Source organism: Candidatus Accumulibacter necessarius (assembly GCF_036625085.1).
Window position 1 is genome coordinate 381227 of the sequence record NZ_JAZKUM010000006.1, and the last position, 24906, is coordinate 406132.

The 24906-nt window shown below is 62.0% G+C and carries 20 protein-coding genes and 6 pseudogenes; 13 read left to right on the plus strand and 13 right to left on the minus strand.

Annotation, left to right across the window (positions count from 1 at the left end):
* Positions 1–3: 3 nt before the first annotated feature.
* From wecB to V5B44_RS18220, 9 genes and pseudogenes are all read right to left on the minus strand, one after another.
* Positions 4–1173: a non-hydrolyzing UDP-N-acetylglucosamine 2-epimerase gene (gene wecB, locus V5B44_RS18180; protein WP_332360397.1), complete on the minus strand. Its 1170-nt coding sequence runs from the start codon at positions 1171–1173 to the stop codon at positions 4–6.
* A gap of 12 nt (positions 1174–1185) precedes the next feature.
* Positions 1186–2279 (minus strand): annotated as a pseudogene (locus V5B44_RS18185) (XrtA/PEP-CTERM system-associated ATPase).
* 229 nt (positions 2280–2508) lie between these two features.
* Positions 2509–2736, minus strand: coding sequence for a hypothetical protein (locus V5B44_RS18190; RefSeq protein WP_332360398.1), 228 nt, complete (start codon positions 2734–2736; stop codon positions 2509–2511).
* A 385-nt stretch (positions 2737–3121) separates the two neighbouring features.
* Complete coding sequence (locus V5B44_RS18195; protein WP_332360399.1) at positions 3122–3757, minus strand: TIGR03016 family PEP-CTERM system-associated outer membrane protein; 636 nt, start codon at positions 3755–3757, stop codon at positions 3122–3124.
* Between the two features lie 125 nt (positions 3758–3882).
* Positions 3883–4831, minus strand: a pseudogene (locus V5B44_RS18200) (XrtA-associated tyrosine autokinase).
* Complete coding sequence (locus V5B44_RS18205; protein ID WP_332360443.1) at positions 4818–5261, minus strand: GNVR domain-containing protein; 444 nt, start codon at positions 5259–5261, stop codon at positions 4818–4820. Before V5B44_RS18205 ends, V5B44_RS18200 begins: the two are co-directional and overlap by 14 nt.
* Positions 5165–5773 carry a hypothetical protein gene (locus V5B44_RS18210; RefSeq protein ID WP_332360444.1) on the minus strand — a complete coding sequence of 203 codons (609 nt, stop codon included), beginning with the start codon at positions 5771–5773 and terminating at the stop codon, positions 5165–5167. The genes V5B44_RS18205 and V5B44_RS18210 overlap by 97 nt, the downstream gene beginning before the upstream one ends.
* On the minus strand, positions 5724–6401 hold the full coding sequence (locus V5B44_RS18215) for a Wzz/FepE/Etk N-terminal domain-containing protein (RefSeq protein ID WP_332360401.1): 678 nt from the start codon (positions 6399–6401) through the stop codon (positions 5724–5726). The genes V5B44_RS18210 and V5B44_RS18215 overlap by 50 nt, the downstream gene beginning before the upstream one ends.
* Positions 6402–6492: 91 nt before the next feature.
* Positions 6493–7183, minus strand: a pseudogene (locus V5B44_RS18220) (XrtA/PEP-CTERM system exopolysaccharide export protein).
* A 360-nt stretch (positions 7184–7543) separates the two neighbouring features.
* Here V5B44_RS18220 and xth point away from each other — a divergent pair.
* The 3 genes and pseudogenes from xth (at position 7544) to V5B44_RS18235 (ending at position 9283) form a co-directional block, all read left to right on the plus strand.
* Positions 7544–8312: pseudogene (xth, locus tag V5B44_RS18225) on the plus strand (exodeoxyribonuclease III).
* A complete protein-coding gene (locus tag V5B44_RS18230; protein WP_332360402.1) occupies positions 8312–8962 on the plus strand; it encodes a Crp/Fnr family transcriptional regulator in 651 nt (216 codons plus the stop codon). The pseudogene xth and the gene V5B44_RS18230 overlap by 1 nt, the downstream one beginning before the upstream one ends.
* A gap of 123 nt (positions 8963–9085) precedes the next feature.
* The gene (locus tag V5B44_RS18235; protein ID WP_332360403.1) at positions 9086–9283 is read left to right on the plus strand and encodes a YgaP family membrane protein; all 198 of its coding nucleotides are present in this window, start codon (positions 9086–9088) and stop codon (positions 9281–9283) included.
* A gap of 46 nt (positions 9284–9329) precedes the next feature.
* On the opposite strand, the gene rsmA is transcribed toward V5B44_RS18235, so the two are convergent.
* Genes rsmA through lptD form a run of 4 tightly spaced genes read right to left on the minus strand, consistent with a single transcriptional unit; the run spans position 9330 to position 15342 of the window.
* Entirely contained in the window at positions 9330–10103 is a 774-nt protein-coding gene (gene rsmA, locus V5B44_RS18240; RefSeq protein WP_332360404.1) for a 16S rRNA (adenine(1518)-N(6)/adenine(1519)-N(6))-dimethyltransferase RsmA, read from the minus strand.
* Between the two features lie 4 nt (positions 10104–10107).
* Entirely contained in the window at positions 10108–11109 is a 1002-nt protein-coding gene (gene pdxA, locus V5B44_RS18245; RefSeq protein WP_332360405.1) for a 4-hydroxythreonine-4-phosphate dehydrogenase PdxA, read from the minus strand.
* 4 nt (positions 11110–11113) lie between these two features.
* Positions 11114–12418: a peptidylprolyl isomerase gene (locus tag V5B44_RS18250; RefSeq protein WP_332360406.1), complete on the minus strand. Its 1305-nt coding sequence runs from the start codon at positions 12416–12418 to the stop codon at positions 11114–11116.
* Between the two features lie 8 nt (positions 12419–12426).
* Positions 12427–15342, minus strand: a complete 2916-nt coding sequence (gene lptD, locus V5B44_RS18255; protein WP_332360407.1) for an LPS assembly protein LptD — start codon at positions 15340–15342, stop codon at positions 12427–12429.
* Positions 15343–15454: 112 nt separating this feature from the next.
* Between lptD and V5B44_RS18260 the strand changes: the two genes are divergently transcribed.
* The 10 genes and pseudogenes from V5B44_RS18260 (at position 15455) to purH (ending at position 24889) form a co-directional block, all read left to right on the plus strand.
* Positions 15455–16486, plus strand: a complete 1032-nt coding sequence (locus tag V5B44_RS18260) for an aminoglycoside phosphotransferase family protein (protein WP_332360408.1) — start codon at positions 15455–15457, stop codon at positions 16484–16486.
* Positions 16486–17169 carry an N-acetylmuramate alpha-1-phosphate uridylyltransferase MurU gene (murU, locus tag V5B44_RS18265; RefSeq protein WP_332360409.1) on the plus strand — a complete coding sequence of 228 codons (684 nt, stop codon included), beginning with the start codon at positions 16486–16488 and terminating at the stop codon, positions 17167–17169. Before V5B44_RS18260 ends, murU begins: the two co-directional genes overlap by 1 nt.
* A 4-nt stretch (positions 17170–17173) precedes the next feature.
* Positions 17174–18481 (plus strand): aminopeptidase P N-terminal domain-containing protein, encoded by a 1308-nt coding sequence (locus tag V5B44_RS18270; protein WP_332360410.1) that lies wholly within the window; start codon positions 17174–17176, stop codon positions 18479–18481.
* Complete coding sequence (locus V5B44_RS18275; RefSeq protein WP_332360411.1) at positions 18474–19628, plus strand: FAD-dependent monooxygenase; 1155 nt, start codon at positions 18474–18476, stop codon at positions 19626–19628. The genes V5B44_RS18270 and V5B44_RS18275 overlap by 8 nt, the downstream gene beginning before the upstream one ends.
* 163 nt (positions 19629–19791) lie before the next feature.
* Positions 19792–20577 carry a septum site-determining protein MinC gene (gene minC / locus V5B44_RS18280; RefSeq protein WP_332360412.1) on the plus strand — a complete coding sequence of 262 codons (786 nt, stop codon included), beginning with the start codon at positions 19792–19794 and terminating at the stop codon, positions 20575–20577.
* 102 nt (positions 20578–20679) lie between these two features.
* The gene (minD, locus tag V5B44_RS18285) at positions 20680–21501 is read left to right on the plus strand and encodes a septum site-determining protein MinD (protein ID WP_332358504.1); all 822 of its coding nucleotides are present in this window, start codon (positions 20680–20682) and stop codon (positions 21499–21501) included.
* A 2-nt stretch (positions 21502–21503) separates the two neighbouring features.
* Positions 21504–21770, plus strand: coding sequence for a cell division topological specificity factor MinE (gene minE / locus V5B44_RS18290; protein WP_332358503.1), 267 nt, complete (start codon positions 21504–21506; stop codon positions 21768–21770).
* Positions 21771–21973: 203 nt separating this feature from the next.
* Positions 21974–23024: pseudogene (gene dusB / locus V5B44_RS18295) on the plus strand (tRNA dihydrouridine synthase DusB).
* Positions 23021–23272 carry a helix-turn-helix domain-containing protein gene (locus V5B44_RS18300; RefSeq protein ID WP_287634950.1) on the plus strand — a complete coding sequence of 84 codons (252 nt, stop codon included), beginning with the start codon at positions 23021–23023 and terminating at the stop codon, positions 23270–23272. The pseudogene dusB and the gene V5B44_RS18300 overlap by 4 nt, the downstream one beginning before the upstream one ends.
* Positions 23273–23321: 49 nt before the next feature.
* A pseudogene (gene purH / locus V5B44_RS18305) lies at positions 23322–24889 on the plus strand (bifunctional phosphoribosylaminoimidazolecarboxamide formyltransferase/IMP cyclohydrolase).
* The last annotated feature ends 17 nt before the right edge of the window (positions 24890–24906 follow it).

Consider the following 24906-nt stretch of genomic DNA (forward strand, 5'->3'; position numbering starts at 1 on the left):
CGGCTAACGGCCGCGCTGCGCATGGCGAGCGATCAGCCACGATGCGAGATCAGACGCGATTCGCTCTGCCGCCCGTCCATCCCAGAACTCGGGGACGCGGCCGGTCTTGCCGAGGCCAGACAGAATGTCGTCCACACCCCTGCGAATCGCACCCGGATCACAACCGACGAGGGTATTGGTTCCCTGCTCGACAGTGATCGGACGTTCCGTGTTTTCACGTATTGTCAGACAGGGCACGCCAAGCGCCGTCGTTTCCTCCTGCAGCCCCCCGGAATCGGAGAGCACAAGCCTCGCGCCGGCCAGCAGGCCAAGGATCTCCAGATAGCCCTGCGGCGGCAGCAGGACGATGCGCCTGCTGCCCAGCAATTCGCCGAGGCCGAAACGTTCAACGTTGGCACGCGTGCGTGGATGCAGGGCAAAAACAAGCGGGACTTTCTCTGCGACTTCACGCAGCACACCCAAGAGCGGTGCCAGCGTCTCCGCATGATCAACATTGGACGGTCGGTGCAGAGTGACCAAACCATAGCCCTGAGGCCCGTTGAGGATACCCGGATCGACACCGGCCGCCCGCAGGGTGACGGCCGGTGGATGGGCCAACTCGCGGTTCGCCAGCAGCGAGTCGATCATCACGTTGCCAACGAAGCACATCCGTTCATTGGCAATCCCTTCGCGCGCGAGGTTGGCGTGGGCGCTGCGCTCGGTGGTGTATAGCCGGTCAGCAATCTGATCGGTGAGCACCCGGTTGATTTCCTCCGGCATCAAACGATCGTAGCTGCGCAGTCCCGCCTCGACGTGCACAACGGGTACCTCCTTTTTGGCGCAGACCAAAGCACAAGCCAACGTCGAATTCACGTCGCCAACGACCAGCACGCAGGACGGCCGATGGGCATCAAGCACCGGTTCGAAACGCCGCATCACCTCCGCCGTCTGCACCGCGTGTGTACCTGAACCAACCTCGAGGTTGATGTCCGGACGCGGCAGGCGAAGATCGGCAAACAAGCGATCGTTCATATCCTTGTCGTAGTGCTGCCCGGTGTGCACGAGCAGCGTCGGCAGCGCCGGATGATGGCCAGTGAAAGCGCGCAGGATCGGCGCCATTTTCATGAAATTGGGGCGTGCGCCGACGACGCAGATCACCGGCCCCAAGTTGTTGGGCCATGCCTGATTAACCAAGACTGCTTCCTTTCATTGTTTTGCCCGCACCGCATCAACCAGTTGCTGCAGCAACGATAACAGCGCTGCATTGTTGCGTTCGAGACGGACCATGCTGCGCTCGATGCGGATCAAGCGCTGCTCGGACTGTCCGGTTCTCAGGTCGGCAATAACCCGTGAGGCCTGATCCGCCGTACTGGGATCCACTGCCAGCCTCGACAGGTCGATGTCCAGGATTCCGCTGTCGGTCAGTTGCGGGTTGATAGCCGCCTGGCCACCATCCATGTTCTTGCTCGAAGTGATCTGCGAAGTCGACTGGGTCTCCTCGCGAAGCTCTCTCGCGACCTCCTCGACGTCCGCACGCGTAAACTCGCTCTTCCCATTCAGGAAACCGACAACAGAAGGCGATCGCAATGCGCGTTGATGCGTCGGGGTACACCACCGCTGGCCTCGAAGAGTGCCTCGAAAGCGCCTGCGTCAAAACGTGGCGAGCCTTTCGATCCGGCGCACTTGAGCCGGTGTTCGATGTAGGCCTGCGTTTCGTCCTGATCCATCGGACCGATGTGGCAGGCAGCGATCACGCGCTGCCGCAACTGCTGCATCTGCGGGCTCTGCATGATTTTCCTGAACTCCGGCTGGCCGATCAGGAAACTCTGCAACAGGGCCTGGGTGCCGAACTGGAAGTTCGACAGCATGCGCAGTTCTTCAACCGCACGGGGCGTCAGGTTCTGTGCCTCGTCAACGATCAGCAGGCAACGCTTGCCCTGACGGGTGACGTCGACCAGAAACGCCTCGAGGGCAAGCAGCATTTCCGACTTGCCAACATTCCGCGTCCCGACACCGAAGGCCGCGGCAATCATGCGCAAGGTATCTTCTGCGTCGAGCTGTGTACTGACCAGCTGTGCGGCCACCACCTTCTCTGAATCAAGGTCGTTGAGCAGTCCCCGCACGATCGTCGTCTTGCCCGCACCCACCTCGCCGGTGACGACGATGAAGCCCTCATTCTGGTTCAGGCCATACTCCAGGTAGGCCATCGCACGCCGATGCTGCTTGCTGGCGAAGTAGAACGAGGGGTCGGGGTTAAGCTGAAAAGGCTTGCAGGTCAAGCCATAGAAAGATTCGTACATGATGACCGATCAGAAACTGTGCGAAAGTGCGCCGGTCAGCGCGCTCTCCGTGTAGTCCGCGTTGACCCCCCATCGGAGACCACCCGGGCACCGATGTTGGCTTGCGTCTTGGGCGAGAGCTGGGTGCTGAACAGCAGATACGCGCCTTTCGTCTTGGTGTCCACTGCGTTGGTGCCCTTCGCAAGACTGCGCTGCTCGTTGAGCGACAGCGACAGCGAAGAATGACCGGTCAGTTGATGGCCCCAGATGACGCCGAAACCACGCTGAGTGACTTCGTTCGCCAGAGAAAATCATCGGTCAGCCCGCTGACCACACCCAGCGGCTGTTGCTGACTCTCGGTCGCATTGAAAGTGACGGTATTCCGGGCACCCAGAAGAGCGTAGGAGAGCTGCTGCAGTTTTTGCAGGGTTGGGCGGTTGTTCAGGTATCCGTTGACCACCGTTCCGTCTGCCGGCACGCCTCTGCTCTGCAGGACCTGATTGACCTGTGCCCTGATCGCATCGGGCGCGAGCCCGGGATTGCTGGCCGCGATGATCGCATAGTAGGCGTCGTAGTTGCTGCCCTGGCCGGTGTTTCCGACCCCGACGGCTGATACGAGACATCCCTGGTAGCCGTATAGCTAAACAGCGAGCGAGGCATCCGGTGGCTGAAGCCAATCTGGTAGCCGTCGCCGAAGAAACGCCTGCGTCATGCGCGCATCGAGCTTGGTCCGCGGGCTCGGCGTCCACACGAAGCCGTAACCCGAATCGCTATGGTCTCCTCCTCCAGGCTGACCAAATTGTTCGTCTCGCGCCCGGCAATCAGGGAGAACTGGAACTGCGGTGTCAGGCGGTACGACAGGGTCAGTTGATAGCGCGTGTCGTCGCGGTCCCGCCAATGTCATACTGGGTGCTGTTGCTGCTGGCGTCGAGCGACCAACTGAGAGGACCCCAGCGGGTATTGCCATTGATCCGGCCCAGCCACTGGCTGGTGGTCGTATCAGACACCTGCGGCGAGTCCGCCCGGGTGGTACTCGCCGTGTAGCGCAGCAAGTACTCGGTCGACGACAGGAAGCGGCCTCTGATGTACGGCGAGATAGAGTAGTAGGCTGTCTCGGTCTGGTTGTTGTTGATGTTGGCATCGGAGGGCGAAACCGCCGGAACGCCGAAAGGTACTGCTGTGAGATCGTTCCGGTCGCGTCGATGAACAACCAGTCTTCGATGGCCTCGAGCGTACCGACGGCGTTCAAGCGCATGCTGCAGGTTGTTCTGCGACGACTCCCGCGCATAGAGGTTCTGCGTGAGGCCGTAATTCAAACGCAGGCTGGCGCGGCCACCCTTGCCGTCGATAGAGATTCCCGGCGTGATGCCGGTCACCAGGTCACTGGTTCTGTTCGTCGAAGTGAGAAAGAGATTGTCGGTCAGGGTCTCGTTGACCCCGATGCTCGGCGTGATACGCCAGTTCTCGGCGTGCGCGGGGCGCGATGCACAGCAAGGCACAGCCCAGCCAGGAGGCGACAGCTGAACGCGCCGACAGGAGGTTAGGCGGTCCTTGCCACGGCCCGGCCTGATCAAGTTCCCCGGAAATCGAGCGCGGGCTGATGCGCGCAGCGCAGCCCATCGACTCAAGCACCTCCTTCACCATAGCCGTAGCCGTAACCATAGCCGTAGCCATAACCATAGCCGTAGCCATCCTGGGTCGACGTTCGCGCCTGATTGAGCAACACCAGCTTCACCGGGCAGGCGTCAATGGCTGCCAGGGCGTGCTTGACGTCACTGCGCGCCGTACGTTCGGCCCTTCACCACGACGACCACCTGCCCCATATGGGTGGCCAGCACCCTTGATTCGGTGGTCATCAGCAGCGGCGGGGAATCGAAGATGATGATCCGGTCCGGATAGCGACTGGCCATCTCATCCAGCAGGCGGATCATCGCATCGCTGGCCAGGAGTTCGGTCGCGCGCGCGTGCTGGGTACCACTGGGCAGGATGCTCAGCTTTATCGACGTTGGTTCGCATCAGCACCTGCGACAGTTCAACCGACTCATCGGTCAGCACGTCGAGCAGGCCCGGCCCGGGCGGCACCCAAGCATCTTCAGCACCGACGGCTTCGGCACGTCCGCATCGACCAGCATGACCGTGTTGTCGAGTTCCATGGCGATGCTCATGGCGAGATTTATCGCGGTGAAGCTCTTGCCCTCGCCGGATATCGCACTCGTCACCATGATCAGGTTGCCACGCTTGATCGGCGCAGCGCCCTTGCCCATCGCGTTGGCGATCAAGGGGCCGCTTGATGACGCGATACTGATCGGCGAGTTGGGATCGCGGCGCATCCGGGCTGATCAGACCGGCGGCGCGAGCGCATTCAGATCGATCTCGACGCGGCGAGAAACGGCAGCCGACGGGGCAGGCCCCTGCCGATGAGCGCATCAGGGTCGCAGTGGCGCCATCCGTCGCTGTCCGCTCACCGGCGCCGGCGTCGGGAGTTCGCCTCGCCGGACCGGCGGACTGGAACCTCGACCCCCGCCTTGCGCAGTTGTTCCAGGCGCCTTCGCCGCTTGTTCAATGAGGCTCATCAGTTTTCCTCAGGCAGTACGCACGGAAAGCAGAAACAAGGCGAGAAGTCCCGCACCATAGGCGCCGACGAGCGACAGGCAGGCGGCCGCAAAGCGCAGCAGATCCTTTTTCTCGCGGCGCTTGGTCGCCTCGTCGGTGAGCAGGGACACCGTGCCCAGAAGCGGCAGGCCGCAGGCTTCGCGCAAGCGAGCGCGCATCGAAGAACACCGGACGCAGCTGACTGGCGGCAAATGCGACCCCCACCCCGGCCGCGAGCGCCAGCAGCAGGGTCAGTGGCAGGAACAGGGCGCGGTTGGGAGCTACGGGCTTGGGCGAGACCCGCGGCGGATCGATCAGGCGGAAATCGACGCCGGCAGCCTCTTCCATCGCGCTCCCCATGCTCGCCTGTTCTCGCCGTTGAACCAGTTGTTCGTAGTTCTTCTTGTTGATGTCGTAGTCGCGATTGAGCTGTGCAAACTCGGCTTCGACCTGGGGCACCATGGCCGATCGAAGATTTCAGCCGCTCGTAGCGCGACTGATACTCCGCCACCCGCGTCTGCAGCGCTGCGACTCTCGCCTCGGTCTCGGAGAGGGAAACCTTCAATTGCTGCTGCACGGGGTTGACACTGGCCGACGACGACGGGTTGGTCCGCCGTCGCCTTGCGGCGCGCAACGATCTCCTCCTGCTTCTGCTCTTCGAGATCCTTGATCAGGCGACGCGTCGTGACGACATCAGGATGCTTGTCGGTATAGCGCTGCAACATGGCGTCCAGGTTGCGCTGCTGGGTGTCGATGCGACCGTCGATCTCGGGAATCGAGAAACCGGCAACCGGCTCCTGGCTGGCATCCGGCAGGAGTGTGGGCGCTTCACCGAGGATCTGGCGCTTGAGCGCATCGCGGGAATGCTCCGCCTCACGCAACTCGAGCCGGCTCTGCTCGAGCAGGCCGGCGGTCGTGCTCATCTGCGAGAAGTGGTCCTTGCCGTCGGAATTCTGCAGTCGAGAGGTTGCGCATCTTGAATTCCTTGAGGCGCGCCTCGGCCTCCTCGAGCTTCTTCTCGTAACCTGCGATCTCCTGGTCAAGAAACTTCCGGGCGGCTTCCGTATCCTTGCGGGCGCTGCCGAGATTCGATTCGACAAAGATCGAGACCAGCGACTGCACCACCCGCCGGGCATTCTCCGGCTGGTGTCGCGATAGGTGATGGTATAGATGTTGTCGCGCGACGTATTGTTGATCTTGAGCGAGGACATCAGGACTCGGCCAGAGGTCCCGCTCCCTTTTGGACTCGATCTTGAGGTCGAGATCGGCCATCCGGATCAGCTTTTCCACATTGGGCCGGGTGATCAGGGTGCGGCTCAGCAGCATGACCTGCTGATCGACGTTGGGCATGTTGACCAGCCCGCTCATCAGTGGCTTGAGAATCGATTGGGTATCGACATAAACACGCGCCGACGCCTCGTACTTGTCGGGAATCGCCAGCACCGCAGCGACGCTCGCCACGCCGACGATCCAGGCAACGACGATCGCCAGCCAACGACGCTGCCACATCCCGCGCAGGAGCGTTATCGCTTGTCGAAGCAGTTCATCCATCGCATTCAGACTCTATCAGTATCGGTTTCAGGAGTGCCCGTGACCGCCAGCCACGCGAGGGCGCAGGTCGTCAAGCCAGGCAAGATGCCGTTCAGAACCAGCTCTGCGGAATGATCAGCACGTCACCGGGCTTCATGTCGACGTTGGCCGAGACGTCACCGCGCCGGATGAGGTCAGTCAGACGAACGCTGTACTGCTTGCGGGCACCTTCGGCAGCGGAACGGATGACTGTCGCCGCGTTGCCATCGGCGAAATCGGTCAGGCCACCGACCGCGATCATCACGTCGAGCAGCGTCATGTTCTGTCGGTAGGGGAGCGCCTGCGGCCTGGCGGCCTCGCCGACCACCCGAATCTGTTCGCTCTGCGTTCCGACGAAACCGGTCACCACCACCGTCACGATCGGATCCCGGATGAAGGTGCCCGAGCGCCTTCTCCATGTCTCGTGCCAGCAAGGTGGGCGTCTTGCCCATCGCCGGCATGTCCTCGATCAGCGGGCCGGCAATCAGCCCGTCGGGACGCACGGGCACCGACATCGAAAGTTCCGGGTTGCGCCAGACGATGATATTGACGTTATCGCCAGGGCCGATGATGTAGCGATAGTCCGCGGAAGCCGCGGACACTGGCGCCGGCGGGTGGGAAGCACAGCCCGCACCAAGCCCGCCCACCAGCCCGAGCAGAACCCAACGAAACGCAACGCCATCACAGTATGCAAGCGTGTAACCATGATGCTCTCCTTTATTAGTCGCCAGCTGGAAACGGTCTACGGCAAGTTGCAAGACCATTGCGCTGACGGGTCTCGTAAGCGCGCCACAGTATAGTGGAATTCCCCGTGAGGGCAAAAGATGCACGTCCGAGTCTACGGCTGTTGCATCCCCTCTTGCCCTGCCCAACAATTGTCTTGCCGTCTGCCGCCGTCACAAGCCCTTCGCCAACTGCAGAATAATGGCTGCACCGACCTGCCTGAGAGAAATAACGCACATTTTCCGCATTTCTTTAGCCCGAGAAGCCACGAAAGGCGAGTGACACGATAACATATTTATATAACTGCTTATTCAACTCACCGATCCGGCTCACCGCCGAGACCGGAGCTGAAGCCCATCGCCACCTCGCTTGTACAATCTGATCAATCACTTCGGTCACCTATGAAGCTTGCCACCTGGAATGTCAACTCACTGAAGGTCCGCCTGCCGCAACTGCTCACATGGCTCGTCCGGGGAACAACCGGACGTCGTCTGTCTGCAGGAAACGAAGCTCGAAGATCATGGCTTCCCCAGACAGGAGATCGAGGCCGCCGGTTATCACGTCTGTTTCGCCGGACAGAAGACATACAACGGCGTCGCCCTCCTGGCACGAGAAGGGCCGACGGACATCGTGGTCGGCAACCCGCTTTGCCCAGATGAACAGAAGCGCCTTCTGACCGCCACAATCAGGGGCATCTGTGTCGTCTGTGCCTACGTCCCCAATGGCCAGGCAGTCGGCAGCGACAAATACGCCTACAAGCTCGAATGGCTGGAGGGACTCGCCAGGTGGGTCAGCGAGCGACTTGCCGCCAATCCACAACTGGTCGTGGCGGGCGACTTCAATATCGCGCCGGATGACCAGGACGTGTACGATCCGGCCGCATGGGCCGGGCAGATCCTTTGCTCAGACCCCGAGCGAGCAGCCTTCCGCAGCTTGTTGGGCCTTGGCCTGAAGGACAGCTTTCGACTGTTCGACCAGCCCGCCAAGAGCTTCTCATGGTGGGACTACCGAATGCTCGGCTTCCAGAAAAACCGGGGACTGCGAATCGATCACATCCTGCTCTCCGAGGCACTCGCCGTGCGCTGCAAGGCAGCCCGGATCAGCCGGGAGGTGCGCAAGCTTGAGCGCCCCTCGGACCACGCGCCGGTCATAGCGGAGCTGGCTGATTGATGCACAGTCTCCCGGGAAACCTGCCAGAATCAGTGCTGATGCTCTACCCGGCACTGTGTTCGCTGCCGACGGAGCAGTTCGCCGCGATCTGCCGGGCGACGGCCTTGCTCAGGCTGCCCGCGGGCACCCAGGTGTTTACGGAAAAGCAGAACTGCCTGGGGTTCCCACTGATTCTCGCCGGCACGATCAAGGTAGTGAAGAACACCGCTGCCGGCCGCGAGTTGCTTCTCTACCGTGTTGAGCCGGGCGGCTCGTGCATTATTACCTCGAGCTGTCTGCTCGCTCACAGCGCCTATTCAGCCCGCGGCATCGCCGAAACACCCCTCTCGCTGCTGCTCTTGCCAGTTCCCCTGTTCGAGAAACTGGTCGCCGAAAATGGCTTGTTCCGCGACTTCGTCTTCCACCTCTTTGGCGACCGTATAGCGGAATTGCTGCAACTGGTTGAGGAAGTCGCGTTTCACCGTCTCGACCAGCGCCTCGCCAAACTATTGCTCGCCAAAGGTGGAGCCATCCATGCCACGCACCAGGCTTTGGCCGAAGAGCTCGGTAGCGTGCGAGAGATTGTCAGCCGCTTGCTCAAGGGCTTCGCCGCCCAGGGAGTGGTCGCACTCGGCCGCGAGCAGATCACGTTATCGACCGGGACAAGTTGAACCAGCTGGCAGGCCTTGACCGCTGAGATGCGGCGCATGTGCGCTATGTGACCTGAGTTACATACACGACCAGGGCAGTTGGGTAAACTGGCTTCGTTACTTAACCATCTCACGGAGCCCATCATGAAAACAAACGTCGGTGGAATCGACAAAATCCTGCGTATCGTTGTCGGCATCGCCCTGATCGCCATGGCCGCCCTGGGAGTGGTCGGCACTTGGGGCTGGATCGGCGTAGTCCCCTTGCTGACCGGCCTGCTTGGCACCTGCCCGGCGTACTCGCTGCTCGGCATGAATACCTGCCCGCTGAAAAAAAGCACCTGAAACCCATGCTCGCAGTTCAGCGGCGTGCCACCACGGCACGCCGTTTCTATTTCAGACTATTGGCCAGCAAAATGTAGTCATCGACCGAAAGTTCCTCGGCCCGACAGCTTGGCGCAAGCCCGAGGCCCTCCAGGTGAGAGTCCTCGACCAGTCCCCTAAGACTGTTGCGCAGCATCTTTCGGCGCTGCGCAAAGGCGGTTGAGACCAAGGTGGCGAACTGCCTTTCGTCACGCGCCGACAGGTCTGCGGCTGCGCGAGGAACCAGGCGGACGACAGCCGACTCGACCTTCGGTGGGGGATCAAAAGACTCCGGCGGCACATCCAGCAGCCGTTCCATTACGAACCGGTATTGCAGCATCACCGACAGGCGGCCGAATTCGCCACTGCCCGGGGCAGCGACCATGCGCTCGACCACTTCTTTCTGCAACATGAAGTGCATATCGCGCACGCTGCTGCCAAAGCTGGCGAGATGAAAAAGCAGCGGCGTCGAGATGTTGTAGGGGAGATTGCCGACAATCCGCAGGCCGGCGCCACTGGCAAGATGACCGAAATCGAACAACAGGGCATCGCCAGCGTGGATCGTCAACTTGCCAGGCGAATACTCTCGCTGCAACCGGGCAATGATGTCGCGATCGATCTCGACGACCTGCAGGTGATCAAGGCGCTGCAGCAGCGGGCGGGTCAAGGCGCCCAGCCCCGGCCCGATCTCCACCACGTGGTCACCCGGCTGCACCGCCAGCAGCTCGACAATATCGGCGATGATCTGCCGATCGACCAGGAAATGCTGGCCGAAGCGCTTGCGCGCGACGTGTGGCCGCATGCGCTCAGCTCTCGCGGTTGGCGCGCTCCGCCATCCCGATCGCCTGCTCGATGGCCGCGAACAGACTGCCCGGATCCGCCTGGCCGGTCCCCGCGAGTTCCAGCGCCGTGCCATGATCAACCGAGGTGCGAATAATCGGCAGGCCAAGCGTGACGTTGATGCCGTGACCAAAACTCGCATACTTGAGCGCGGTCAGGCCCTGATCGTGGTACATCGCAAGAACACAATCGCCACGTGCCAGCACGGGCGGTGAAAACATCGTATCGGCCGGTAGCGGCCCAAGCAACGTCATGCCCTCAGCCCGCAAGCGTTCAAGTACCGGGCTGATGACGTCGATTTCCTCACGCCCCAAGTAGCCCCCCTCTCCGGCGTGTGGATTAAGGCCGGCAACCAGGATGCGAGGACTACTGATGCCGTATTTTCGCCCCATATCAGAATGCAGGATACGCAGGGTTTCTTCGACGGCCGCCTGTGTCACAGCCGCCGGCACGTCCTTGAGTGGCAGGTGCGTCGTCACCAGCGCGACCCGCAGCCCGCCCCCGGCGAGCATCATCACCACCCGACGCGTACCTGTCCGCTCGGCAAGGTATTCCGTATGACCGGTGAAAGGCATGCCGGCATCGTTGATCACCCCCTTGTTTACGGGTGCAGTGACCATTGCGGCGAACTCTCCGGACTGGCAACCGGCCAGCGCGCGATCGAGCAAGCCGAGGACCTGGCGGGCATTGACGGGATCCAGGCGACCGGGACAGGCCTTGGCCGCCAGGGGTAGATGGAGAACGTCAAGCGTACCGGGCAGCAACGGCAGCGATGGATGCCAGTGGCGCAGGGTACCGGTCAGGTGTAGCGCCGACGCCCTCTCGGCAAGCAACGGAAGATCGCCCAGGACGACGATCCGGGCGGGTAACTGTACCTGGCGAACAGGATCCATCAAGTGCAGGCAGATCTCCGGCCCCACCCCGGCGGGTTCGCCGACCGTGACCGCAATTGTTGGCGATGACTGCATACACTCAACCCTCCTCGAGTCGAATCTCCACATACGCTCGGTCGCGTGCCTGGCGCAACCAGTCCTGGTAGGCCTCGTCGCGCTTGCGTTCGCGGAGCGTCTGACGGGCAGCCGCCCGTTGTCGCTCGGTCGACACATCCTGGACCCGACGCTCGAGCACCTCGATCAGGTGAAAACCAAAGGGTGATTGCACCGGCTGGCTGAGCTCTCCCGGCGCGAGGAGGTTCATCGCCCGTTCGAATTCTGGCACGGTGTCACCCGGATAAATCCAGCCAAGATCACCGCCTTTTGAAGCCGACCCGTCCTGCGAGAACAACTTGGCCAGATCGGCGAAGCTTTCGCCATGCCGGATGCGCTCACGCAAGCCCTCCAGCTTGTGGCGAGCCTCCGGCTCGGATACGACCTCGTTGACCTTGATCAGAATATGCCGCGCGTGCGTCTGCTCGATCGCCTGCGCCGCACCACCCCCGCGCTTGGCCAGCAGCTTTATCACGTGAAAGCCATTCGAACTGCGAAGGACCGGCGACACCTCGCCGACCTTGAGCTGTAGACTTGCCTCGGCAAACATGGCTGGCAGACGATCGAGCGAACGCCAGCCCAGATTGCCTCCTTTCATACCGTCGGGTGCATCTGAATAAGCGGCCGCGAGCTGCGCAAAGTCCTCGCCCTTGCGCAGCCGGTCCAATACCTGCTCGGCTTTGGCCCTAAGCTTCTGAATCTGTTCGGGGCTCGCTGACTCTGGCGCCCGTAGCAGGATATGAGCCAGTTGATACTCCTCCCCTGCCGCGCCCTGCACCGACACAGTGGCGAGATAATTGTCGATCTCGCCGTCAGAAATGAAAATCTTGCTCTCCACCTCGCGTTCACGCAGCCGGCCAATGGTCATCTCGGCGCGAATTTCCTCGCGAAAGCTGGCAAAGGTCACTCCGTCCTTTTCGAGTGCTGCCCGGAACTGGGCAAGCGACAGCTTGTTGCCGGAGGCAATGCGCTGCAGCGCCTGCTCCAGCTGCCCGTCGTCGACGCGCAAGCCCATGTCGCGCGCCAACTGTAGCTGGACCTTGTCCATCACCAACCGCTCAAGGACCTGCCTTTCGAGCACATCGCGCGGTGGTGGGGCCATCCCCTGTCGCTGCAACTGGCCCAAGGCGGAGTCAAGGCGAGAACGCAATTCATGAAGGGTAATCACTTCATCATTGACAACGGCAACGATACGATCGACCGCGACCGGTTGGGCAGCTGGCCGGGGCTGCGCCCCCGCCAGCCCGACCAGGCAGACTGAGACAAGGACGGTGCGCAATAGAAGCATCATTCTGTGACCTACCATTCAGCCAGACCCTGGTCCATCATCGCCGGACCGACGGCGTATCCCGGAATCCTGCGCTGAAGTAGACTCAAGGGGTTTGAGCCAACGCTCGCCAGGCCATTCAATTGCAGTTGCACGAAGAACTGAGTCGTCGAGTCGGCCTCGGTCGTCTGCACGCGATGAGCCACCGTACGTAGCGCCCAGCAACCCGCGTTATACTCCAGCCCCCCTATGATCTCGATCGGCTGGTTCTGCAGAAACGAGTAGTTATAGCGACCAACCGCCTGCCACCGACCGCTAAGCGGCCACTGGCCGGAAACGTCCACCTGCTTGATCGGAATCGCGGCGTCGGTGTTGTAACTATAGGTAGCATTGATCACCTTGCCCGGCGCCGGCAAATAACGCGCGCCGAACGAGTAGCGCTCGAACTGCTGATCACCCGGATCATATTGCAGGGCTGCGTCCGCATACACGCTTGGCCACACCTGGCCACTGAAGCCAGCCAGGAAATCCGACTTGTCCCAGTTGCGGTTGGTGGTCCCCGGAAGCGTCACCCTGTCGTCAGAAAAGTACAGTCGCTGGCCAAACATTGCCCGCATGATTTCCCCACCGCTAGACGGATCGATCAGGCGAGAACCGAGAGCGGCAGTCAACTGGTTGGCATTGTTGATGCGATCCCAACCGGAAAACTGGTTGTCAGCAAATATCTGGGCAAAGTTGAAGTCGGCCAGAGCGGTGTCGAATATCGGGATATTGTCCTGGTTCTTGTATGGGATGTTCAGGTAGAACAGTCGTGGCTCAAGGGTCTGCGTGTAGTCGCGACCAAACCAGGTGCTCGATCGCTCGAAGGTCATCCCCGAATCGACACTGAAGATCGGCAACGTCCGGCTAATCGAATCGGGACGAACGTCACCCGAGGTGGGGTACGACAACGCGTAGTGGGTGAGATTCACGCCCAGCCGTGGCGTCACGTACCACCCTGGCGTGACATAGGGCAGCGAGATCTGTGGCTGGAGAACGGTCCTCTGTCCTTCCAACTTGCTGGGGATGATCACCTGTCCAGCGACCTTGGTAGCGCCAGCGCTGACGAAATTGGTGTACTGCCCAAAGAAGGCGCTGTCCGTGAAGAACAGGTCTGGCTGCCGCGCGTTCACCGTGATCTGCGGCAACAAACGATATGGCTGAGCGATGAGATTCTGGGGATCAGGCTGCAAAGTCTGGAAAGACTGCAAATTCGCGGTCGCCGTCCACCACCCCGCACCACCGTAGCTCAGCACACCCTGCTGCAGAAGTTGGGTCTTCGCGGTACTGGTAATCTGACTTGACAAATCGGTGTAGTAGTCGTTATCCGACACCCGGCTGTAGTTGATTGAGCCAGAAAAGCCGTTGGCTGTGGTCTGGATGTGGCTCAGAGCCACCCCCCAGCGGTCAATGCCGGCCTCCCGGTCGTTCGGAAGGTACTCGACGGTTGCGCTGCTGTTGTAGAACCCACCAAAGGCCGCGTTGAGATAGCGAACCTCGCCGCCCATCTGCAACCCGCGTTTCGTTAGCAACCGGGGCGTGAAGGTCGCGTCCATGTTCGGCGCGATGTTCCAGTAGTACGGCACCGAAATCATGAAGCCGCTGTTGTTGCTCGAGCCATAGGTCGGCATCAGGAAACCCGATCTGCGCTCATCGTTGAGCGCAAAGGACATCCACGGCGAATAGAGGATTGGCACACCGAGAAAACGAACGGTCGTGTCCCTGCCCGTTCCGACATCATTGTCGTAATCGAGCTGGAGATCGCTGGCACTGAGATACCAGTCGTCGTTACCGGGCTTGCAGGTGGTGTAGGTGGCAGCAGTCATGCGAACCTGATTCTCACCTTCAAGATCGATGCGTTCTGCCTCACCACGCGCCTCCGTGACCTCGCCGACAGCCGTGCCTGAACTCTTCAGCTTGGTCTGTCCGGGCTTGATGTCCAACACGCGCGGCGCCGCGAAACCAGTCGAGGCTTCGGCATCCGGCTGCGTCGCGGCCCAGTACGCGTCCGACAGCTCGCCAGCTTGCGCCCGGGTGGCAGCCGACGACTGCCGTTTCATGAAGTACGAAGCCTGGTCGACAAACCCGACCTGGTCTTCGAGCTTCAGGCGAGCCCTGGTCCCTAGAAGGAGGTCATCCCCCTGCTGGAGGCGAACGTTGCCGATCGCCTCAACCTCGTCGTCGATCGGCCAGTAGGTCAGACGGTCGGCAGTCAACAGCGTCCCAGCCTTGCGCAATTCCCCATCATCCTCGGCCAGTACCTCCCGGCCGACGAGGCCAGAAATGCGCTGTGCGCTCAGAAAAACTGGGCGCGGGGCCTCGCTCTCGATTGGCAACGGCACTATCGCCTTGGCCATCCGCAGGGCAAGGGGCGGCCCATCGGGGACGGGCACGGCGGGCGGCGCAGGCACCTGCGGCTGGCCGGCGGGTTTGGCTGCGGGAACCGCGCCCTCCGAACGTGTGCTGCGAACGGCGGCAGACGGCTGCGGCAAACCCTGGGGCACGGCCGACGGTCTTGTATCCTCGGCCACCCAGCGCGCCGCCGGAGTGACTTCCGGCGCTGGACGCTCCACCGGGGGCGATACGGGTGCCACTGATCTATCGCCAGACGACTCGCGCCGCCTGGCATCAGTCTGGACCGCAGGGGTCGGGGCAGTCGCCGCAGGCATCGGCCGCGTTTCAACCACAGGCGCATCGACCGGCCTGGTCTCGGCGGCAGGTCGGTCAAGTGGATCCTTGGCTGGCGGCGTGACCGGCCTCACTGGTGGCAAGCCGAGCAAACTGGGATCGACCCGGAAGGGCACCAGACTCTGCCCGCAAGCCTCGCCAGCCAGGCTCGCGGCAACGGTTCCGGCGAAACCGCAGCAGAGGACCAGGGTCAGCGGCTTGCGTCGATAAGGAAACTTCATTCCGGAGTGATCAGTGAGAGGTACGATGGGTTGTTGTGGCGGTCGGCGCGTGCGTGCGCGGTCGGATGCTAAAATCCGGCCATTCTAGCATCAACGTTTAAGGAGAAGCGGCATGCCGCGCACCGCCCTGCTGGGTCACTGGGTCCGGGAGCTTTTCGAGCCAGATTTCCCCGATCGCGATTTCCGCCTTGAACCCGCCTCGGCCGACGCCAGCTTCAGGCGTTACTTTCGGCTCACGCTGCCGGACGGGACAACGCGCATCGTCATGGACGCACCGCCCGACAAGGAAAACTGTCGTCCCTTTCTGAAGGTCGCCGCCTTGTTTCGGGAGGCCGGCGCACATGTACCCGTAGTCCTGGCCGAGAATCTCGAGCAAGGCTTTCTGCTGCTTTCCGACCTCGGCAGCACGACCTACCTGACAGCACTGAAAGACCGGAACCTGGCGCCGCGACTGTACAGCGACGCCACCAGCGCGCTCCTCGCCCTGCAGATCGCCAGCCGGCCAGGAGTCCTGCCAGAATACGACTACGCCCTGCTCAGCCGTGAACTCGCACTCTTTCCCGACTGGTACCTGGAACGCCATCTTGGTCTGACGCCGGACGAGGCGACGCAAAACACGCTGCACCGGGTCTTTTCGGAAATCCTGACCAACAACCTGAAGCAGCCGCAGGTCTTCGTCCATCGCGACTACCACTCGCGCAACCTGATGGTCATCGGGGACAATGCGCCGACCTTCCCGACCAACCCGGGAATCCTGGATTTTCAGGACGCCGTTTACGGCCCGATAAGCTACGACCTCGTCTCGCTCTATCGCGATGCCTACATCCAGTGGTCAGAAGAGCAGGAACTCGACTACGTGATCCGGTATTGGGAAGCGGCCCGACGGGCGAGTTTACCGGTTCACGCCGACTTTCATGACTTCTACCGCGATTATGAATGGATGGGCGCGCAGCGCCAACTCAAGGTGCTGGGTATCTTCGCCCGCCTCTGCCACCGCGACGGCAAGGACGATTACCTCAAGGACATGCCGCGTGTGCTGAGCTATCTACGGCGGACCTGCCAGCGCTACGGCGAGCTGCGGCCGCTCGCGCGGCTCCTCGACGGACTCGAGCAGCGGCCGGTCGAAGTCGGCTATACCTTCTGATGAAAGCGATGATTCTTGCCGCGGGCCGCGGTGAGCGCCTGCGGCCACTGACCGACTTGACGCCAAAGCCTCTGCTCCGCGCTGGTGGCAAGGCGCTGATCGTGTGGCACCTGGAACGCCTGGCAGCAGCGGGCTGGCACGATGTAGTGATCAACCACGCCCACCTCGGGCAGCAGATTGAAGCAACACTCGGCAATGGCAGCTCATTTGGCCTCAGCATCACGTACTCCCGGGAACCTGTCGGGGCCCTGGAGACTGCCGGTGGTATCGCCGCCGCGCTGCCCTTGCTCGGATCGCAGCCTTTTCTAGCGGTAAACGGCGACATCTGGTGCGACTGGGATTTTGCGCGCGCCCGCCATGTGGCGCAGGCTCGCGACCAACGACGTGCCCACCTGGTGCTGGTCACCAACCCCCGGCACCATTGCGGCGGCGATTTCCGCCTCGCCGGTGACATCGTGCTGAGCGCGGGCGAAACTACCAGCGACACCGCCACCTACGCTGGCATCGGCGTCTTTTGGCCGGAATTCTTTGCTGCCGTTCCCGCGGACGCGGTGATGAAGCTGCGGCCACTGCTCGATGAGGGCATTGCCCGCGGGATCATCACCGGCGAACGACATAGCGGCCGCTGGGTCGACGTCGGCACGCCCGAACGTCTCGCCGAACTCGACAGGGAGCTTGCGTAAACCCATGCGTCACCAGCCATATTCTAGCCGCCGCCAGCAGGTCCTGGCGGAACTCGGTGATGGCGTCGCCGTCATCCCGACCGCGCCAGAGCGTCTGCGCAACCGCGATGCGCACTACCCCTATCGCTTCGACAGCTATTTCTGGTATCTGAGCGGTTTTCCCGAACCGGAGGCGACGATCGTACTGGTCGGCGGCAAGGAACCGAGGTCGATCCTGTTCTGCCGCGAGAAAGACGAGGCGCGCGAAATCTGGGACGGCTTCCGCTATGGACCCGAAACCGCCGCAGACGCCTTCGGCTTTTCCGAAGCTCATCCGATCGCCATGCTCGAACAGAAGCTGCCCGAGTTGATCGCCAACCGCAGCGTGCTGTGGCACTCGCTCGGCCACGATGCCGACTGGGACCGCCGGATCGCCAGCGCGTTGAATGCCGTGCGTGCCGAAAGCCGCAGCGGCATACGGGCACCGGGTGAAATCCGCGATCTGCGCGGCCTGCTCGACCAGATGCGATTGACCAAGGATGCGCACGAGATCGAGATCATGCGCCGCGCTGCCGACATCGCTTCGGCCGGACACGCCTGCGCCATGCGCGCCTGCCGGCCAGGCATGGCGGAGTACGAACTCGAAGCCGAGCTGAGCTACGAGTTCCGCCGGCGGGGAGCCGCCGGACATGCCTACACGCCGATCGTCGCCGGCGGAGCCAATGCCTGCATCCTGCACTATGTCGAAAACAACCGGTTACTGGCCGGGCATTCATTGGTGCTGATCGACGCCGGCTGCGAGCTCGACGGCTACGCCTCGGACATCACCCGCACCTTCCCGGTCAGCGGCCGCTTCAGCCCGGAGCAACGCGAGGTCTACGAAATCGTCCTCGCCGCGCAGCAGGCGGCGATTGACGCGGTGCGTCCCGGCGCCTCGTTCATGGACTATCACCAGGCAGCACTGCGCATCCTTTCGCAAGGCCTGATCGACCTCAGGCTGATCGCCGGCAGCGTCGACGGGGCCATCGAGAGTGAAGCCTACAAGCCCTGGTACATGCACCGCACCGGCCACTGGCTGGGCCTCGATGTTCATGACGTGGGCGAGTACCGCACCGGCAGCGAAGACAACGCCTGGGTCACGCTGCTTCCCGGCATGACGCTGACGGTCGAACCCGGTCTTTACTTCCGCCCGGGCACGAATGTGCCGCCGCACCTACATGGTATCGGTGTGCGCATCGAGGACGATGTGCTGGTCAGAGCCGATGGCTGCACGGTGTACACCAGCGCCCCCAAGACGGTTGCCGAAATCGAAGAAGTGATGTGCCATGGCTGATACCCTCGACTCAGTGGACGTCGCCATCGTTGGCGCTGGCCCGGTTGGCATGGCACTCGCGCTGGCCCTGGCCGGCGGTCCCTACAGCGTCCTGCTAATCGACACCCGCCAGCGCGGCGCTTGGGCCGCGGACCCGCGCGCCCTGGCGCTGTCGCATGGAACCCGCCAGATTCTCGAACGCCTCGGCGCCTGGAACGGCCGCCTGGCCACGCCGATCGAGACCATTCATGTCTCGCAGCGCGGTGGCTTTGGCCGCACGCTGATCGACTCCGCCGACTACGGCATCCCGGCGCTCGGCTACGTGATGCGTTACCGCGATCTCGCGGCGACCCTTGATCAAAGCCTGGCGACCTCACGACAGCTGAGCAACTGCACGGTCGTCAAGATCTTGGCCAACCGCGATGCTGCCGACATTACGCTCGGCGATGATGGCGAGAAGCGAAGGATCGCCGCCCGCCTGGTCGTTCATGCCGAGGGCACGCCGGGCAACGACGCAGGGGTTCGGGTGTACGATTACCGACAGCACGCCGTGGTCGCCGAAGTCCGCCCACTCGCCGGGCACGGTCACCGCGCCTGGGAGCGATTCACGCCGGACGGGCCAGTCGCCCTGCTACCACTTGCTAAGGACTACTCCGTCGTGTTTACGATGCCTCCCGAGAAGGCCGGCCAGTTCATCGAGTTGGACGAGCAAGCGTTTCTCGCCGCCCTGCGAATACAGTTCGGCAGCCGTATGGACTTTGTTGCCAGCGGCCCGCGCGCCAGTTTCCCGCTGGCGCTTCGCGTCCGCCAGCAACTCACCGTCCCGCGTCAGGTGTGGATCGGCAACGCTGCGCAAAGCCTGCACCCAGTTTCTGGCCAGGGTTTCAACCTCGGCCTGCGCGACGCCTGGGAGCTGGCTGAAACCCTGCTCACACGCGCCAGCGGCGACGCAGGCGACGCCTCTGCCCTCACCTTCTACGCGCAGGGACGCCGGGGTGACCGGAGGGGCAGCATGGCCTTCACCGATGGCATCGTGCGCCTCTTCTCCAATGACCTGGGGCCGTTGCGGGTCGCTCGCGGCCTGGGCCTGCTGAGCCTTGACCTGCTGCCACCGTTACGTCATTTCGTCGCCCGGCGCATGATGTGGGGAGCACGGGCCTGGCCTTGACCGGTTGCCTCCGGCCGCAGGATCTGGTTGCCCGCTGACCCGGTAGGCAAACCGGGGCAGCTGCTGGGTATTGAGAAACGGCCACCGCCATGTTTCGCTTTGTTGCCGATTCGGCTAGACTTGCCCGCTTAATCAGCACTTGGCTGACATTCGTGACGACCCCATGCCACCAACCAACAAGACACGCCAACTGATCGAATTCAAGGGAACCACCCTGCCGGTCGTCGTCGTCACCCTGCGCTCGTTGCACCCGGACGCTCTGGCCGAAGCAGCCAGCGCGCTTTTCGGTGACGATGAGTTTTTCGACGGCGATGCGGCATTGCTTGAATTGTCACAAATCGTAGACGTTCCGGAACCCGACTGGCGGCGAGTGAAGCAGGTCTTGAAATCGCATGGCCTGAACGTCATTGGCGTCCGTGGTGGCAGCGAGGAACTCCGCTACGGCGCCGCCTTCGCCGGCTTGCCGACCTATGCTGCTGGCGAACGTTCATCCCCCCCTGCCACTGCTTGCCAAGCGACTCCCTCGCCGCTGCCCCAAACAGCCCTGACCAGTGTAGCGGCACCCCCACCGATAGCAACCGCGTCCGCCGCCGCGCCAACGGTCTTCATTGAGCGGCCGCTACGTTCCGGACAACAGGTTTACGCACGCGGTGGCGACCTCGTCGTATTGGCCGCGGTCAATGCCGGAGCGGAAGTCATCGCTGACGGCAACATCCACATTTACGCGCCCCTGCACGGGCGCGCGCTGGCTGGCGCCAGCGGCGCAGCCGAGGCGCGAATTTTCTGCACCCGCTTCGATGCCGAACTGGTTTCGGTGGCTGGTCTGTACCGGACCTTCGATAGTGGCGTCCCCCTGGAAATGGCCGGCAAACCGGTACAGGTGAGGCTGTCAAAAACCCCCGGTGCGGAACCTGGCAAACTGATCGTCGAACCGCTGCAGACCGATTAGCGACGCTGCTGGTCTGACACTCGCCAGCAAGCATCAGGGCGATTCAACAGAAAGCGAATTCTGCAGGTAAAATCTCGTCTTTCTATTTGCGGGGAAAAGTCCGTGACACGTATTGTCGTCGTAACGTCCGGCAAGGGTGGGGTCGGCAAGACCACCACCAGCGCCAGCTTCGCGTCGGGCCTTGCCCTGCGTGGTTACAAAACTGCCGTCATCGATTTTGATGTGGGCCTGCGCAACCTGGATCTGATCATGGGCTGTGAACGCCGTGTCGTCTATGACCTGGTCAATGTCCTCAACGGCGAAGCGACGCTCCACCAGGCGCTAATCAAGGACAAGCACTGCGACAACGGCAATCTCTTCGTGCTGCCCGCTTCGCAAACGCGCGACAAGGATGCACTGACCGAAGAGGGTGTGGAGAAGGTTCTCAAGGAACTTGAACACATGGGTTTTGACTACGTCGTCTGCGATTCACCGGCAGGCATCGAGCGCGGCGCGGTCATGGCCCTGACCTTTGCCGACGAGGCACTGGTCGTCAGTAACCCCGAGGTCTCCTCGGTACGTGACTCCGACCGCATTCTCGGTATCATCCAGGCCAAGTCACGACGCGCGCTGCTCGGTGGAGAGCCGGTCAAGGAGCATCTGCTGATCACCCGCTATTCGCCAAAGCGCGTCAGCGACGGTGAGATGCTGTCGTACAAGGACGTGCAGGAGATACTCCGCGTACCGATCATCGGCGTGATTCCCGAGTCCGAGGCGGTGCTGCAATCCTCGAATGCCGGCACACCAGCGATCCATCTTGCTGATTCCGACGTCGCTGGCGCCTACCTTGACGTGGTTGGCCGCTTTCTCGGCGAAACCATCCCACTCCGCTTCGTCGACTACGAGAAACCTGGCCTGTTCAAGCGACTGTTCGGGGGTAAATGAGCATGTCCCTGTTCTCCCTGATCTTTGGCAGCAAGCCCAAGACGGCAGCGATTGCAAAGGAACGTCTGCAGCTGATCATTGCCCACGAGCGCAATGGCAGCACCAGTACGCCGGATTTCCTGCCGGCCTTGCAGCAGGAGCTGATGGCCGTCATTTCAAAGTACGTGTCGGTCAACCCTGATGACATTAAGGTATCAATCGAGAAACAGGGCAACTTTGAGGTGCTGGAGGTCAATATCGTCATGCCGGAAGCGGGCAGCAGGCTTTGATGCGGCAATCGTCCCCGGGCTGACGAAAACAGCCTAGCCAGGACGATAGCTGTTCAGCCCCTTCTGGCTCCAAGGAATCCGACCGCCACGAGCAGTGAGGGGGCGACTGAGCCCCAGGAAGTGCGGCAAGAACTGGCTGTTTCTGTGGCGGCAATCGGCGTAGAATCCGTGTCTCGCCCCCGCCTGCCCGGCACCTGACCGCCATGGAATTTCTCGGTTTTTCCCTTCGCAACCAGTTGTTCGTCGCTCCGATGGCGGGCGTCACCGATCGCCCGTTCAGGCAACTATGCAAGAAAATGGGTGCCGCCTTGGCAGTCTCCGAAATGGTGACTTCAAACTCGCTGCTTTATGGCAGCATGAAGACGCTACGACGCGCCAACCATGAGGGAGAGGTGGCACCGATCGTGGTCCAGATCGCCGGTGCCAATCCGTCGATGATGGCCGATGCGGCGCGCTACAACGTCGACCGGGGTGCGCAGATCATCGACATCAACATGGGCTGCCCAGCGAAGAAGATCTGCAACGTGATGGCGGGGTCCGCCCTGCTGCGCGATGAGTCGCTGGTGCGGCAGATTCTTGAAGCGGTTGTTCATGCCGTACCAGATACCCCGGTGACGCTGAAGATCCGCACTGGCTGGGACAAGGACCACCGCAATGCCCTGAACATCCTGAAGATCGCCGAGCAGTCCGGGATCCGGGCGCTGGCCATGCACGGCCGCACGCGCGCCTGCGGCTACAGCGGCCAGGCAGAATACGACACGATTCGGTCGGTCAAGGCCAAGGCCAGTATTCCTGTCATCGCTAATGGCGACATCGGTTCGCCGGAAAAAGCAAGGCAGGTTCTTGACATCACCCATGCCGACGCTGTGATGATCGGCCGTGCGCACAGGGGCGTCCCTGGCTGTTCCGTGAGATCGAGCATTTCCTGAAAACCGGAACTCACTTGCTACCACCACGGGTCAGTGAAATTCACAAGGTATTGCTCGAGCATCTCGAAGATCTCTATCTTTTCTATGGTATCGAAACCGGACTAGGCATCGGACGCAAGCATATCTCCTGGTACACCCGGGGACTGGTCGGCTCGGCGGCTTTCGCGGCCAAGTGAATCAGTTGCCGACCGTCGACCGGCAAAGGCAGGCGGTCAACGCTTTTTTCTCTGCCCTCGGCGAACATCACGAGCGCCTGCCCTATCTCGCTGCGGAGCCGGACACCACCAACCCTGGCCATGCCAGTCTTGAGGACCTCGCCGCATGATTCGAGATCACCATGACGATGACGACATCGCGACTTGCGTCTGCAAGGCGCTTGAAAACTACTTTCAAAGGCTTGAGGGCGAGAAGCCGGTCGCCGTTTACGAGATGGTGATCAGGAGCGTCGAGCGGCCAATGCTGGAAGTCGTTCTCAAACAGGCCGGCGGCAACCAGACGCTCGCGGCCGAAATCCTCGGCATCAATCGCAACACGCTGCGCAAGAAACTGGCCGACCACAAGCTGATCGCCTGAATCGACTTCTCACCTCTTCTCTCAACGTTGCCTTGATTACCTCACTACCATGAAAATCCGCCAAGCCCTGATCAGCCTCTCCGACAAGAGTGGCGCACTCGAATTTGCCCGGGGCCTCGTCGCCAATGACGTGAAGCTCCTATCGACCGGCGGCACCGCCAGGCTGCTCCGCGACGCCGGTCTGCCGGTCACCGAAGTGGGCGATTACACGGGCTTTCCGGAAATGCTCGACGGTCGCGTCAAGACACTGCATCCCCGAGTGCACGCGGGCATCCTGGCGCGTCGCGATCTACCCGAGCATATGAGCACCATCGAGCAACACGGCATTCCGACCATTGATCTGGTCTGCGTGAATCTCTACCCCTTCCGGGAGACCGTCGCTCAAGCCGGTGTCACGCTGGCCGACGCGGTCGAGAACATCGATATCGGTGGTCCGGCGATGGTCCGTTCCTCGGCCAAGAACTACGCTGGGGTGGCTGTCGTTACCGACCCGGCAGACTACCCTGCCGTGCTTGCGGAAATGACTTCTAACGGTGGCGAGTTGAGTCCTGAACACGCGTTTCGCGCTCGCCAAGAAGGCCTTTGTGCACACCGCTCGTTACGATGCGACGATCGCCAACTGGCTGACTTCACTTGATGAAGCGAACCAGCCCGGGTTATTCCCGGACAGGCTGCAACTTGCTTTCGATTGCGTCGAAGCGCTGCGTTACGGCGAGAATCCACACCAGCAAGCCGCTTTCTACCGCGATCCGATACCACTTGCGGGATCGATCGCCAACTACAAGCAGTTGCAGGGTAAGGAACTCTCCTACAACAACATCGCCGATGCCGACGCGGCCTGGGAGTGCGTCAAGACCTTCGAGACCCCGGCCTGCGTGATCATCAAACACGCCAATCCCTGCGGCGTAGCGGTCGATGTGAGTCTGCTGTCAGCTTACGAGAAAGCCTTCCAGACCGATTCGACCTCGGCCTTTGGCGGCATCATCGCTTTCAACGGCACGGTCGACGCCGATGTCGTCGCCGCCATGAATGTGCGCAAGCATTTCGTCGAAGTCCTGCTGGCGCCGGCTTTCAGCGACGCCGCCCGAGAAATGCTGGCCACCAAACAGAACCTGCGCGTCCTCGAACTGCCGCTGGCCAGGGGCCAGCATGCTTTCGAAATGAAACGCGTTGGTGGCGGACTGCTGCTGCAGACGCCCGACCACTTCAACGTCCAGGCCTCCGACCTGAGGGCAGGTGAGCAAACTCGCACCGACCGATGCCCAGATCGAGGATCTTCTCTTCGCCTATCGCGTTGCCAAGTTCGTCAAGTCCAACGCCATCGTATTCTGCGGCTGCGGCATGACGCTCGGCGTTGGCGCCGGCCAGATGAGCCGCGTCGATTCGACCCGCATCGCAGCCAGCAAAGGCAGAATGCCGGTCTCGACCTGGCAGGTTCCTGTGTCGCCTCCGATGCTTTCTTCCCCTTCCGCGACGGGCTTGACGTTCTGGCGGCTGCCGGCGCCAAGGCGGTCATCCAGCCCGGCGGCTCGATGCGTGACGAGGAAGTGATCAGCTGCCGCCGACGAGCATGGCCTGGCGATGGTGTTCACCGGTGCCAGGCACTTCCGACACTGATTCGGTCGAGCGAGCGC

What these genes read in the sequence shown, in the direction of transcription:
- V5B44_RS18235 (WP_332360403.1), top strand. Translation starts at nt 9,086, where the DNA reads ATGAAAACAAACGTCGGTGGAATCGACAAAATCCTGCGTATCGTTGTC.
- V5B44_RS18250 (WP_332360406.1), bottom strand. Translation starts at nt 12,418, where the DNA reads ATGATGCTTCTATTGCGCACCGTCCTTGTCTCAGTCTGCCTGGTCGGG.
- minE (WP_332358503.1), top strand. Translation starts at nt 21,504, where the DNA reads ATGTCCCTGTTCTCCCTGATCTTTGGCAGCAAGCCCAAGACGGCAGCG.
- rsmA (WP_332360404.1), bottom strand. Translation starts at nt 10,103, where the DNA reads ATGCGGCCACACGTCGCGCGCAAGCGCTTCGGCCAGCATTTCCTGGTC.
- V5B44_RS18275 (WP_332360411.1), top strand. Translation starts at nt 18,474, where the DNA reads ATGGCTGATACCCTCGACTCAGTGGACGTCGCCATCGTTGGCGCTGGC.
- pdxA (WP_332360405.1), bottom strand. Translation starts at nt 11,109, where the DNA reads ATGCAGTCATCGCCAACAATTGCGGTCACGGTCGGCGAACCCGCCGGG.
- V5B44_RS18270 (WP_332360410.1), top strand. Translation starts at nt 17,174, where the DNA reads ATGCGTCACCAGCCATATTCTAGCCGCCGCCAGCAGGTCCTGGCGGAA.
- minC (WP_332360412.1), top strand. Translation starts at nt 19,792, where the DNA reads ATGCCACCAACCAACAAGACACGCCAACTGATCGAATTCAAGGGAACC.
- murU (WP_332360409.1), top strand. Translation starts at nt 16,486, where the DNA reads ATGAAAGCGATGATTCTTGCCGCGGGCCGCGGTGAGCGCCTGCGGCCA.
- V5B44_RS18215 (WP_332360401.1), bottom strand. Translation starts at nt 6,401, where the DNA reads ATGGATGAACTGCTTCGACAAGCGATAACGCTCCTGCGCGGGATGTGG.
- V5B44_RS18300 (WP_287634950.1), top strand. Translation starts at nt 23,021, where the DNA reads ATGATTCGAGATCACCATGACGATGACGACATCGCGACTTGCGTCTGC.
- V5B44_RS18230 (WP_332360402.1), top strand. Translation starts at nt 8,312, where the DNA reads ATGCACAGTCTCCCGGGAAACCTGCCAGAATCAGTGCTGATGCTCTAC.
- V5B44_RS18210 (WP_332360444.1), bottom strand. Translation starts at nt 5,773, where the DNA reads ATGAGCACGACCGCCGGCCTGCTCGAGCAGAGCCGGCTCGAGTTGCGT.
- lptD (WP_332360407.1), bottom strand. Translation starts at nt 15,342, where the DNA reads ATGAAGTTTCCTTATCGACGCAAGCCGCTGACCCTGGTCCTCTGCTGC.
- V5B44_RS18260 (WP_332360408.1), top strand. Translation starts at nt 15,455, where the DNA reads ATGCCGCGCACCGCCCTGCTGGGTCACTGGGTCCGGGAGCTTTTCGAG.